This is a genomic window from Erwinia plantamica, from assembly GCF_043420595.1.
Lineage (GTDB): Bacteria > Pseudomonadota > Gammaproteobacteria > Enterobacterales > Enterobacteriaceae > Erwinia > Erwinia aeris.
Window position 1 is genome coordinate 240,511 of the sequence record NZ_JBGCUC010000008.1, and the last position, 11,681, is coordinate 252,191.

Sequence of the window (11,681 nt, forward strand, 5' to 3'; positions counted from 1 at the left end):
TACTTTACTTCTAATTAAAAGGAACTGGTTATGTTAAAGAAAAGTATTGTCGCGATCTTTTCCGTTCTGGTGCTCTCTTCTGCGCTTACCGCCTGTAATACCACCCGTGGGGTAGGCGAAGACGTGTCCGCAGGCGGACGAGCGATCCAGCGAAGCGCTCAGTAAAAGAGAGGCCGGTGTTTGCACACCGGCCTTCTTGTTTTCAGCCTTCACAGGGTATTAATCCTGCTTCACCCAAATCAGCTTGTTCACGTCAAAACCGGCCTGACGCGCCTTCGCCGTCAGCTCTTCTTTTACCTTGCCGTCGAGCTGCGGCGTGCGCGATAAAATCCACAGATAGTTTCTGTTTGGCCCGCAGACCAGCGCGTGCTGATAGTCTTTATCCAGCGCGATCACGTTGTAGCCGCCATAAAAAGGCCCGAAGAAGGAGACTTTCAGCGCCGCCTGGCTTGGCGAACCGGTAAAGTAGGCTTTGCCGATGCTTTCCTGCCAGCGCTGTTTTTTGACGTTAAAGCCGCGGTTAATCACCTTCAGCCCGCCGTCGTCGCGCTTGCTGTAGGTGGCGGTCACGTGATCCAGGCCGCGTTCGAAACGGTGATCCAGACGGGCGATTTCATACCAGCTGCCCAGATAAAGGTCGGCGTTGAAGCCTTCGATGGGCGTGACGCCTTTCGGCGGCGTGGTGGTACAGGCGACAGAGAGAAGGGCGCCGGCGCCTGCGGCCAGCATTTTCCAGAGAGACATAAGCGATTCCTTTGCGTTTGAACTGCTTAAGTATAGGCCATTTTGCGCAGGCGGCCCGAAGCCGCCCGGTTATCAAAGCGTCAGTACGCCAATCGCGGTGACGATGCTTAAAATGGCGGCCAGGCCATAGAAAATCCATTTGCTGGCGGGAAGATGAATTTTCAGGTCGTGCGTCATGTGGTGCAGCCGATGCACCGCGCACCAGAGCGGCAGCACGATAGCCAGAAAAAGGAAGAGGCGGCCCGGCCAGCTTTGCGCAAAGCCAAGGATGCGCTCAAAGCTGAAGGCCGACGGCGCGCCCAGTCCCAGCGGCATCATGATACCCGCCAGCAGCACCACAACGGGCGACACCAGCGCGGCCCACATGCCGCCCGCGCCAAACATGCCCCAGAACAACGGCTCGTCAGAACGGTTTTTATTTTTCATTATCCCTCCCTTACCAGCAGAACAGCGGCCAGCATGGCAAGGCTAATCAGCGCCATCGCCAGCCACAGGCTTTTAACAATCGGCCCGGACGACAGCTTCTTGTCGCCAATAACGATAATCGACGCCTTAGGCGCCAGCTCAAACCAGGTTTTGCTGTGCAGCAGCGCCGCGGCCAGCGCAATCAGGTTCAACAGCAGCAGCACGGGATGCTGTAGAAAATTCACGAAGGCTGCCCAGCTTTCCGCTCCGTGCTTTAGCGCGTACAGCCCGAAAATCAGCTCTACGCTAAACAAGAGCGCCGGAAGCGCCGTGCCTTCGCGCAGCATATAGAAGCGATAGAAACCCGTTTTTCGCCACCAGTCGGCTGTAACCGGGCGGTGATAAGCATTGCGTTTAGAACTCATCTGGCAACTCCTTATTGTGGCCTGAGGCTGGCGATCAGATAGTCTTTGGCGCTTTCCACTTTGCTCTGCTGGATAGCGGCGGCCGGATCGACATGTTTCGGGCAGACCTCCGAGCAGAAGCCAACAAAAGTGCAGGGCCAGACGCCGTTATCGCCGTTCAGCTGCGGCATTCGCGCGCGTTTGCCTTTGTCGCGGCTATCGAGGTTGTAGCGGTGGGCCAGCGTAATAGCGGCCGGGCCGATAAATTCCGGGTTAAGCCCGAACTGCGGACAGGCGGCGTAGCACAGGCCGCAGTTGATGCAGCCGGCAAACTGGTGGTAGCGCGCCATTTGCGCCGGCGTCTGCCGGTTGGGGCCGTTCTGCGCCTGCGACGAATCGCCGATAATCCAGGGCTTGATTGCCGCCAGGCTCTCGATAAAGCGGCTCATATCCACCACCAGATCGCGCTCGATGGGGAAGTTAGCCAGCGGCTCTACGCGGATCCCCTGCGGATAGTGGCGCAGGAAGGTTTTACAGGCGAGCTTTGGCACGCCGTCCACCATCATGCCGCAGGAGCCGCAGATAGCCATGCGACATGACCAGCGAAAGGACAGATCGCCGGCCAGGTTGTCTTTGATATATCCCAACGCGTCCAGCAGCGAGGTTTGCTCGTCCCAGGGAACCGGGTAGGTGACAAAGTAAGGTGCCTTATCCGTTTCCGGGTTATAGCGTTGGATGGCAATGTTGCAATGCGCCTGGTCAGCCATTTTGCGCCTCCTTATGTTCTGATTCCGCGCCGTAAACGCGTTTCGCCGGCGGCAGCCGGGTAATCACGACGTCGCCCCAGGCGATGGTCGGCGCGCCCTGCGCGTTGAAAAAGCTCAGCGAGTGCTGCAAAAAACGCTCGTCGTCGCGCTCGCGGCAGCCCTCATCCAGACGCTGGTGTGCGCCGCGCGACTCTTTACGCGCGAAAGCCGCGTGCGCCATACATTCCGCCACGTTCAGCCCGTGCTCCAGCTCAATGGCATAGAGCAGTTCGGTGTTGAAGACGCTGGAACTGTCGCGGATGCGCACGCGGCCGAAGCGCGCTTTCAGCTCCGCCAGCTTGTCGATAGTCTGCTGCATCAGTTCCGGTGTGCGGTAGATACCGCAGCCTTCCTCCATCGTCATGCCCATTTCATCGCGCAGCGTCGACCAGCGCTCGTCGCCGGGCTGATTAACCAGCGCCTTCAGCCGCTGCTCGCAGTCGCGGGCCTGGGCGTCCAGCGCGGCGGTGGCGAAGTTACGATTTTCCAGCGCCCTGACGGCGGCGTTTTCACCGGCCAGACGGCCAAACACTACCAGTTCCGCCAGCGAATTCGATCCCAGCCGGTTAGCGCCGTGCAGGCCCACCGACGAGCATTCGCCCACGGCAAACAGCCCACGAATAGTGGTTTCACAGCTGGCGTCCGTAGCGATACCGCCCATGGTGTAGTGCGCCGTCGGACGGATAGGGATAGGGCTGGTAACGGGATCGACGCCGACGTAGGCTTTGCTCAGCTCGCAGATAAACGGCAGCCGCTCCAGCAGTTTTTTCTCGCCCAGATGGCGCAAATCGAGATGGACGACCTCGCCGCGCGGCGTATGAATGGTGCGGCCTTTCTGCGACTCATGCCAGAAAGCCTGCGACACCTTGTCGCGCGGCCCCAGCTCCATATATTTGTTTTTGGGCTGGCCGAGCGGCGTTTCCGGCCCCATACCGTAATCCTGCAGATAGCGATAGCCGTCTTTATTAACCAGGATGCCGCCCTCGCCGCGACAGCCTTCGGTCATCAGGATACCGGAGCCGGGCAGTCCGGTCGGGTGATACTGCACAAACTCCATGTCCCGCAGCGCCACGCCGTGACGCAGCGCCATTCCCATGCCGTCGCCCGTAACGATGCCGCCGTTGGTGTTATAGCGATAGACGCGCCCCGCGCCGCCGGTTGCCAGCACCACCGATTTCGCCAGAATTTTTATCAGCGCGCCTTCCATCATGTTCATGGCAACCAGCCCACGCGCCTCGCCGTTATCCACCAGCAGATCGAGAACGAAATGCTCATCGAAGCGAGTAATCTGCGGATATTTCAGCGAGGTCTGAAACAGCGTATGCAGCATATGGAAGCCGGTCTTGTCGGCGGCGAACCAGGTGCGCTCGATTTTCATGCCGCCGAAGCGGCGCACGTTGACCGAGCCATCTTCACGACGGCTCCAGGGGCAGCCCCAGATCTCCAGCTGGGCCATCTCCTGCGGGCAGTGCTGCACGAAGTAGTCCACCACATCCTGTTCGCACAGCCAGTCGCCGCCGGAAACGGTATCCTGAAAATGCAGATCGAAGCTGTCATGCGCCTGCGTGACGGCGGCGGAACCGCCTTCAGCGGCGACGGTATGGCTGCGCATGGGATAGACTTTTGAAACCAGCGCAATGGAAAGCGTGGGGTGGGCCTCCGCAGCGGCGATGGCCGCCCGCAGCCCGGCACCGCCCGCGCCGACAATCACCAGATCGGCAGTAAAAGTTTGCACGATATTCTCCCTGTCAGGCCGTTATAGAAAGGATGAGGGGATACCCTCGGTTAACGGAGACAGCAGTATAAAACCGGCGGTAGCGGGTAAAATTGATATGCTCAGGCAAACAGGTGAAAAAATGACGGCAATAATGTTAAGGGGTTAACGTTTTCCGCAGTGGACGCTGTATCGGGCGCGCGTTTTTTTTACCGGCGCAGGTTTGTTTGTACGAAGCGCCTCGGGTAGACTGCTTCACCCTGATCCCTGAGGAGTACAAACTATGAGCGATACGGCCAGCTGGCAGCCGAGCGCGCCCGTCACCAACTTGTTAAAACGGGCAGCGATAATGGCTGAAATCCGGCGTTTCTTTGCCGATCGTGGGGTGCTGGAAGTGGAAACCCCGGCGATGAGCCAGGCAACCGTAACCGACATCCACCTGTTTCCTTTTCAGACGCGTTTTGTCGGGCCGGGTGCGGCGCAGGGGCTGGATCTCTACCTGATGACCAGCCCGGAATACCATATGAAGCGGCTGCTGGCAGCGGGCAGCGGGCCGATTTTCCAGCTTTGCCGCTGCTTCCGTAATGAGGAAGCGGGACGCCATCACAACCCTGAGTTCACCATGCTGGAGTGGTATCGGCCGCATTACGATATGTACCGGCTGATGAACGAGGTGGACGATCTGCTACAGCAGGTGCTGGAGTGCGCGCCTGCGGAAACGCTCTCCTATCAGCAGGCTTTTCTGCGTCATCTGGAGATGGATCCGCTGTCGGCAGATAAAGCGCAAATGCGTGAAGTGGCGGAAAAGCTGGGCGTGGGCGATTTGGCTAACCGCGAGGAAGACCGCGACACGCTGCTGCAGCTGCTGTTTGTCACGGGCGTGGAGCCGCAAATCGGCAAAGAGAAACCGGCGTTTGTGTACCATTTCCCGGCCAGCCAGGCGGCGCTGGCGGAGATCAGCACTGAAGATCACCGCGTGGCGGAACGCTTCGAGGTCTATTTCAAAGGCATTGAGCTGGCCAACGGCTTCCGTGAGCTGACCGACAGCCGCGAGCAGCGCCAGCGTTTTGAGCAGGATAACCGCAAGCGGGCCGCGCTTGGCCTGCCGCAGCAGCCGATTGACACTAATCTGCTGGACGCGCTGGCGCACGGCATGCCGGAATGCTCCGGCGTGGCGCTGGGCGTGGATCGCATTGTGATGCTGGCGCTTAAGGCGTCGCAGCTGAGCGAAGTGATCGCGTTCTCCGTCGACCGCTGTTAAGTCGCCAGAAAAAAGGCCAGGGATTGCGCCCTGGCCTGCGTCTACAGCCCGCCTGATTTAACCGTTCTGGCCTGTATTAACAGCCCGCCTGATTTAGCCGTTCTGCGTCTACAGCCCGCCTGATTTATACGTTCTGGCCGCCGGCACGCCGTTGTTGACCGGCGTTTTGCGCCCGATGGTTTCCATACGCACCTGGAACGGTGGGAAAGGCATCTCCAGCCCGTGCTCGTGATAGCCCTGCAAAATAAGCTGATGCAGCTCGTGGCGCAGCGGCATCCTGTGGCCCATCTCCGCCGCGTGAATGCGCAGCTCAAACAGCTGAATGCCCTGCTGCAAATCCACCAGGAACGCTTCCGGCGGCGGCGTGTCGAGCACGTACTGACAGCGCTGCGCGGCGGTCAGCAGCACGTTGGTTACCTCTTCGCTGTTGGCTTCCGCCGCCGCAGGAATAGTCAGCACCACGCGCGTAACCGAATCGGAGAGCGACCAGTTAATAAACTGCTCGGTAATAAAGGCCTTATTCGGCACGATAATCTCTTTGCGATCCCAGTCGGTGATTGTCGTCGCGCGCGTGTTAATCCGCGTAATGCTGCCGGTCAGATCGCGAATGGTAACGGTATCGCCGATGCGGATCGGCTTTTCAAACAGGATAATCAGGCCGGAAATAAAGTTGGCGAAAATTTCCTGTAATCCAAAGCCCAGCCCCACGCCCAGCGCCGCCACCAGCCATTGCAGCTTCGACCAGTCGATGCCGATCATTGAGAACCCGGCCAGGCCGCCAACCAGAATCAGCGTGTATTTGGTCAGCGTGGTGATGGCATAACCGGTACCGGGCGTCAGATTAAGGTGCTGGAGCAGCGCCAGCTCAAGCAGCGCCGGCATATTACGCACCAGCTGCGTGGTAATAATCAGCACCAGGATCGCAATCAGCACCGAGCCGAGCGTGATCGGCTCCAGGCTTTCCACGCCCTGCACCGTGGTGCTGGCATCCCACAGCCTGATGTTCTCCAGAAAGCCGAACGCCGAATGGATCTCTGACCAAAGCACAATAACCGACACCAGCGCAATCAGCGTCAGGATGGAGCGTACCAGCCGCAGCGACTGGGCGCTGATGGCGTCCAGATCGATAACCGGCTCGTCGACTTCCGTTTCCGTGCTTTGCGTAGCCGTGGTTTCCTCTTCACCTTTGGCGCGCTGGGCCAGTATTTCCGCCCGTCGGTTGCGCGCGCGATCGAAAGCGATGCGGCGACGCTGAATAAGCATCCAGCGGCGAATAATGTGATAGATAATCAGCAGCAGGAACCAGATAGCCAGCGAGGTTTCCACCCTGGCCAGCAGCGCCTGCGCGGTGGCCAGATAGCCGATGCAGGAAGCCAGCGCGGCGATCAGCGGAATGCAGATCATCATGTTCCACAAGATATTGCTGATAAAGTTTTCGCCGTTGCCCTCTTTATCCAGGTAAAGAGGAATGCCCGCGCGTTTCAGGCTGATGGTCACCAGGCTCAACGCGCCGCAGATCAGGATAAAGCAGAGGCGGCCCAGCGTGGCGGAGAAATGGCGCTCGTCCAGGTTATCAAAGCCTATCAGCAGCATAATCAGCGGCACCACAAAGCCGATGCAGAGCGTATAGAAGCGCATCGCGCGCGCCACCCGATTCTGCTGCCAGCGGAAGTGGACGATAAACAATCCTTTAGAGCGGGCAAAGCCCGCGCTGATCATAAAGGCCCACAGCAGCGGCACGGTGGCGGTGATGCCGTCGCCAATCGCCACGGCGACGGGGTAGGGCCAGGCGTGCTGCAAACCGTAGCCCAGCGCCATCCACAGCACCGGCAGCGGCAGCGCCACCAGAATCGACCAGAACACGGTGCGCATGGTCAGCCCAAAGCGATCCTGAGTGACTTTGCCCACCTTACTGGCGGAACGGTCCAGGAAATCACGATAGTGTCGGCGCGAACTCAGGCTGAAGCCTACCAGCAAAACCGCACCGATAATGGGCAGCACGGTTTCCCGGTTGGTAAACATCATCACCAGCGCGCCGCCCAGCTGGCCCAGCGTATTCAGCGACAGCAGATTGCGTAGATCGCGCATCAGCAGCAGCGGGAAGTCGAGATGCAGCGCGCCGACATCCGCCGTCCAGAACAGATAGCGGTGCGTCGCCTCTTTGATCTCCCGCAGCGCGTCCTCAAGCTGGCCGTTGGCGACTTTAAGCTTGGTCACTTCCAGGATCAGGTTGTCGCTGCCGGAAAGCAGCGAGCCAATCAGCTCGCGCTGGGTTTTCAGCTGGGCGTCGAGGATACGGCGCTGCTCGCTGGTTAGCGGCGTGCCGTCATCCTGGCGGAGCTGACGCAGCTGCTGCTGGCGCTCCAGCAGATCTTCATAGCGCAGCCGCTGGACGCGCAGCTGGGCCATATCGTTATCCAGCTGCTGCGGTTTGGGCATTTCCGGCAGGCGAGCCACCTGCGCGCGCAGGGCTTCACCCAGCACCGTGGAGACGCCGAGCCACTGCGACTGCTCGCGGATAGTGCTCAGCGCCTGGCGAACCTGAATAGTTTGATTAACGGCGGTACGCTGCTGCGAGGCGACCAGATCCATGCGCTGCGCCTGTTCATTCAGCGCGGCGGACAGCTCCCGGTTAATACGGAACTGTTCGCTGAGTCTTTGCGGCAGCTCGCCGCTGTTTTCCGCCAGCTGTTCCGTTTTTTCCAGCGCGATTTCGGCTTCGCGCTGACGGCGGCTGTTCAGCTGATTGCGCAGCGCCTGCAGATACGCATCCAGCTGGGTGGCTTTACGCTGATGAAGCTCGCCGCGCATCCGCGCCAGCTCCTGACGGTTGTTGGCCGACAGCTGCGCCAGCTCCAGCTCATCGACGCGGGCTTTGCGCGCTGCCGACTCTGCCTGGCGAGCGGAGAGCTGTGCCTGAGCGAGCGGCGTGGTGGGGGTGGGCTGAGCCTGAAGGCGCCGTTCAATCTCATTCAGCGCGCGTCGGGCGTCGGTTTGCTGCTGCGGCAGCTGGGCCAGAGAGTCGCTGATTTCCCTGGCGCGATCCTGCTCCTGCTGCGCCTGGCGGCCTTCTTCCAGCAGCTGGCTGCTGATCTGCAGGATCTCCTGATCCAGCTCCGCCGCCGTCATGGTAGCGCTCACCGTTTTGCTGCTGTCGCCCAGCACGACCAGCTGCTGGCGTAATTCGCGGGAAAGGCGGGGAAAATCGTCAATAACCTGCTGATAGTCGCTGGCGTTGGCCTGCGACTTTTGTTGGTCATCGATCCAGTTTAGCGCTGACTGAAGCGCATCCACGATTTCCGCCTGATTGGGCGTGTCCTGACTGGACTTCGCCTCTTCCAGGGCCTGTTTAATCTGCGCAGCGTCGGGGGCGCTGGCGGCCCAGGCGGGCTGGAGCAGCGTCCAGCCCACGAAAAGAATAACTATCAGGCGTAACATACGTCTCTGCTATGGGTGATGTAAGACTTCTTCAGCACTGGTTTTTTGCAGCGCGATAGCCAGCGGCTGGCCCAGACGCGTGGTGGTTTCCGGCGTCAGGCTTTCCGCCAGTTTCACTTTACCTTCGGCGAACAGGTTGATAACGGTCGATCCCAGCTTAAAGCGGCCCATTTCCTGGCCTTTCAGCAGCACTACCGATCCCTCTTCTTCCGCGCCCGGCCAGCGCCAGCGCTTGATCACGCCTTCGCGCGGCGGCGTTACCGTGCCCGCCCAGACGGTTTCGATGCTGCCGACGATAGTGGCACCGACCAGAATCTGCGCCATCGGGCCGAACTCGGTATCAAACAGGCAGATAACGCGTTCGTTACGGGCAAACAGGTTAGGGATATTTTGCGCCGTCAAAGGGTTCACGGAGTAAAGATCGCCCGGCACGTAGATCATCTCACGCAGGATGCCGTTGCACGGCATATGCACGCGGTGATAGTCGCGCGGCGCCAGGTAAGTGGTGACAAACTCGCCGTTGCGGAACATATCGGTCATCGCGACGTCGCCCGCCAGCAGCGCTTCCAGGGTATAGGTATGGCCCTTCGCCTGGAAGATGCGATCCTCGTCGATATGGCCCAGCTGGCTGATTGCGCCATCGCATGGCAGCACCAGTAGATTAGGATCGGTTTCAATCGGGCGAGCCTCGTCACGCAGCGGACGCACGAAGAAATCGTTAAAGGTCCGGTAGCTGGCGGTATCGGGCTTCTGCGCCTCTTTCATATCAACTTTGTAGAACCAGACAAAAATATCGATAACGGCTTTAGTCAGCCAGCCGGCGCGCTTGCCTGCGCCCCAACCGGCCAGTTCAGTAAGGCCTTTTTTCGGCAAAACAGCATTCAGGCCGAGCTTCAGACGATCCAACACAATAGCCTCCTGGCTTTCTGAAATAATTAAGGGTGCGGATTGTAACAGCGTCCGTGCATTCAGGCTACGACGCCCGCCGCGCGGATCTCAGTCGCTGTTTTCAGAAAAACTGCGTCGCGTTTTTAGCTGCATATCCGACATGCTGTCCAGAATTCGGTGGTAGTTGGCAAAACGCGACTCGTCGATATCGCCGCGTTCTACCGCTTCGCGGATAGCGCAGCCCGGATCGGTGTCATGCTTGCAATCACGGAATTTGCAGTGACCTAAAAACTCACGGAATTCGACAAATCCGCGGGTGATTTGTTCCGGCTCCAGATGCCATAAACCGAATTCGCGCACGCCCGGCGAGTCGATAACGTCACCGCCGTTAGGGAAGTGGTAAAGACGGGCTGCGGTAGTGGTGTGCTGACCAAGACCGGAGACGTCGGAAACGTCGTTGGTGAGGATCTCTGCCGCAGAGTCCAGCCCCAGCAGCGCATTAAGCAGGCTGGATTTCCCTACGCCCGACTGGCCGGCGAAAATGCTGACGCGATCAACCAGCGCGGCTTCCAGTTCGCTCAGGCCCTGCTTGCGATGGCTGGAGACCATCACGACGCGATAGCCGATGTTGCGGTAAATAGTCATCTGCTCCTGTACAAAGGCCATGCCTTCGTCATCCAGCAGATCCGTTTTATTCAGCACCAGCAGCGGCTCGATATCCAGCGTTTCGCTGGCCACCAGATAGCGGTCGATAATATTCAGCGACAGCTCCGGCAGAATGGCCGAGACGATAACGATTTGATTGATATTGGCGGCAATCGGCTTTACGCCGTCGTAGAAGTCAGGACGGGTCAGTACCGAGGTGCGCTCGTGCACCGCTTCCACAATGCCTTTGGCGCTCTGCACGCCGGGCCGCCAGAGTACGCGGTCGCCGGTCACCAGCGAACGAAGGGTGCGGCGAATATTACAGCGGTGGACGCTGCCGTCCGCATCTTCCACGTCGGCGTGCATCCCGAAACGACTGATCACCACGCCGTCGCGCGCTTCACCAAACAGGCTATCATCCGGCTCCGGCTTGTCGGCGCGCTGCTTCAGACGGCGCTCATGGTTGGCACTGACGCGACGTTGCTGACCTTTAGACAGTTTGTTCTTGCTCACGCTTCCTCACAGGCTTAGCTTCGCCCTGACAGGGCAAAACGTTTATGATACACCCTAACGTTTGATGATATAAGCCACGGCGAGAAACCCTATGACAGTAAATGCCAGTAATCTGATCTGGATTGACCTTGAAATGACCGGCCTGGACCCGGAACAGGATCGTATTATCGAAATCGCCACGCTGGTGACCGATTCCGATCTGAATATCCTTGCGGAAGGACCGGTGTTCGCCGTCCATCAGTCCGATGCGCAGCTGGCGCTGATGGATGAGTGGAACGTGAACACCCATACCAACAGCGGGCTGGTGGAGCGAGTGAAAGCGAGTCAGTACGACGATCGCGCCGCCGAGCAGGCGACGCTGGCGTTCCTGAAAAAGTGGGTGCCGGAGAACAGTTCCCCAATCTGCGGCAACAGCATCGCTCAGGATCGTCGCTTCCTGTTTAAATATATGCCGGAGCTGGAGGCCTACTTCCACTATCGCTATCTGGACGTCAGCACGCTGAAAGAGCTGGCGCGCCGTTGGAAGCCGGAAATCCTTGCCGGTTTTAAAAAGCAGGGCACGCACCAGGCGATGGATGATATTCGGGAGTCGGTTGCCGAGCTGGCCTGGTACCGCGAGCATTTTATCCAACTCTAGGAGCGAAGCGCTGACAAAATTAGCGTTATGCTGGTTTTGTCAGCAATCAGGCGGCAAAGCGAAAAAAAGTGGCGTTGCAGGCTTGCGGCGATTCTCATTTCTCGTATAATGCGCTCCCCGTACAGGAAGAGTTTTTACCTGATACGCAGAGCGGGAATAGCTCAGTTGGTAGAGCACGACCTTGCCAAGGTCGGGGTCGCGAGTTCGAGTCTCGTTTCCCGCTCCA

The 11,681-nt window shown here is 59.1% G+C and carries 11 protein-coding genes and 1 tRNA gene; 4 read left to right on the top strand and 8 right to left on the bottom strand.

Annotated elements, in window-relative coordinates:
* Positions 1–30 precede the first annotated feature (30 nt).
* Positions 31–165 carry an entericidin A/B family lipoprotein gene (locus tag AB3U87_RS11165; RefSeq protein WP_034939964.1) on the top strand — a complete coding sequence of 45 codons (135 nt, stop codon included), beginning with the start codon at positions 31–33 and terminating at the stop codon, positions 163–165.
* 54 nt (positions 166–219) lie between these two features.
* Here AB3U87_RS11165 and AB3U87_RS11170 read toward each other — a convergent pair whose 3' ends face one another.
* From AB3U87_RS11170 to frdA, 5 genes are all read right to left on the bottom strand, one after another.
* Positions 220–744 (bottom strand): lipocalin family protein, encoded by a 525-nt coding sequence (locus AB3U87_RS11170; RefSeq protein ID WP_253455930.1) that lies wholly within the window; start codon positions 742–744, stop codon positions 220–222.
* Between the two features lie 72 nt (positions 745–816).
* The gene (gene frdD, locus AB3U87_RS11175) at positions 817–1,170 is read right to left on the bottom strand and encodes a fumarate reductase subunit FrdD (RefSeq protein ID WP_253455928.1); all 354 of its coding nucleotides are present in this window, start codon (positions 1,168–1,170) and stop codon (positions 817–819) included.
* A complete protein-coding gene (frdC, locus tag AB3U87_RS11180; protein WP_253455926.1) occupies positions 1,170–1,574 on the bottom strand; it encodes a fumarate reductase subunit FrdC in 405 nt (134 codons plus the stop codon). The genes frdD and frdC overlap by 1 nt, the downstream gene beginning before the upstream one ends.
* An 11-nt stretch (positions 1,575–1,585) precedes the next feature.
* Positions 1,586–2,320 (bottom strand): succinate dehydrogenase/fumarate reductase iron-sulfur subunit, encoded by a 735-nt coding sequence (locus tag AB3U87_RS11185; RefSeq protein WP_301730312.1) that lies wholly within the window; start codon positions 2,318–2,320, stop codon positions 1,586–1,588.
* The gene (gene frdA / locus AB3U87_RS11190; protein WP_253455921.1) at positions 2,313–4,094 is read right to left on the bottom strand and encodes a fumarate reductase (quinol) flavoprotein subunit; all 1,782 of its coding nucleotides are present in this window, start codon (positions 4,092–4,094) and stop codon (positions 2,313–2,315) included. Before frdA ends, AB3U87_RS11185 begins: the two co-directional genes overlap by 8 nt.
* 262 nt (positions 4,095–4,356) lie before the next feature.
* Here frdA and epmA point away from each other — a divergent pair, with 262 nt between their 5' ends.
* Entirely contained in the window at positions 4,357–5,334 is a 978-nt protein-coding gene (epmA, locus tag AB3U87_RS11195) for an elongation factor P--(R)-beta-lysine ligase (RefSeq protein ID WP_253455919.1), read from the top strand.
* Positions 5,335–5,442: 108 nt separating this feature from the next.
* Here the strand turns inward: epmA and mscM are convergent, their stop codons facing one another.
* The 3 genes from mscM to rsgA form a co-directional block, all read right to left on the bottom strand.
* Positions 5,443–8,772 carry a miniconductance mechanosensitive channel MscM gene (gene mscM, locus AB3U87_RS11200; protein WP_253455916.1) on the bottom strand — a complete coding sequence of 1,110 codons (3,330 nt, stop codon included), beginning with the start codon at positions 8,770–8,772 and terminating at the stop codon, positions 5,443–5,445.
* Between the two features lie 9 nt (positions 8,773–8,781).
* Entirely contained in the window at positions 8,782–9,681 is a 900-nt protein-coding gene (asd, locus tag AB3U87_RS11205; RefSeq protein ID WP_253455913.1) for an archaetidylserine decarboxylase, read from the bottom strand.
* Between the two features lie 87 nt (positions 9,682–9,768).
* Positions 9,769–10,818 (bottom strand): small ribosomal subunit biogenesis GTPase RsgA, encoded by a 1,050-nt coding sequence (gene rsgA, locus AB3U87_RS11210; RefSeq protein WP_253455910.1) that lies wholly within the window; start codon positions 10,816–10,818, stop codon positions 9,769–9,771.
* Between the two features lie 91 nt (positions 10,819–10,909).
* Here rsgA and orn point away from each other — a divergent pair, with 91 nt between their 5' ends.
* Together orn and AB3U87_RS11220 are read left to right on the top strand one after the other, a co-directional pair.
* On the top strand, positions 10,910–11,455 hold the full coding sequence (gene orn / locus AB3U87_RS11215) for an oligoribonuclease (RefSeq protein ID WP_253455908.1): 546 nt from the start codon (positions 10,910–10,912) through the stop codon (positions 11,453–11,455).
* 150 nt (positions 11,456–11,605) lie between these two features.
* A tRNA-Gly gene (locus AB3U87_RS11220) sits at positions 11,606–11,681 on the top strand.

Bases quoted from the DNA above. Each gene is read 5' to 3' on its own strand.
- mscM (WP_253455916.1), bottom strand. From the start codon at position 8,772: ATGTTACGCCTGATAGTTATTCTTTTCGTGGGCTGGACGCTGCTCCAG.
- orn (WP_253455908.1), top strand. From the start codon at position 10,910: ATGACAGTAAATGCCAGTAATCTGATCTGGATTGACCTTGAAATGACC.
- frdC (WP_253455926.1), bottom strand. From the start codon at position 1,574: ATGAGTTCTAAACGCAATGCTTATCACCGCCCGGTTACAGCCGACTGG.
- AB3U87_RS11165 (WP_034939964.1), top strand. From the start codon at position 31: ATGTTAAAGAAAAGTATTGTCGCGATCTTTTCCGTTCTGGTGCTCTCT.
- AB3U87_RS11185 (WP_301730312.1), bottom strand. From the start codon at position 2,320: ATGGCTGACCAGGCGCATTGCAACATTGCCATCCAACGCTATAACCCG.
- AB3U87_RS11170 (WP_253455930.1), bottom strand. From the start codon at position 744: ATGTCTCTCTGGAAAATGCTGGCCGCAGGCGCCGGCGCCCTTCTCTCT.
- epmA (WP_253455919.1), top strand. From the start codon at position 4,357: ATGAGCGATACGGCCAGCTGGCAGCCGAGCGCGCCCGTCACCAACTTG.
- frdD (WP_253455928.1), bottom strand. From the start codon at position 1,170: ATGAAAAATAAAAACCGTTCTGACGAGCCGTTGTTCTGGGGCATGTTT.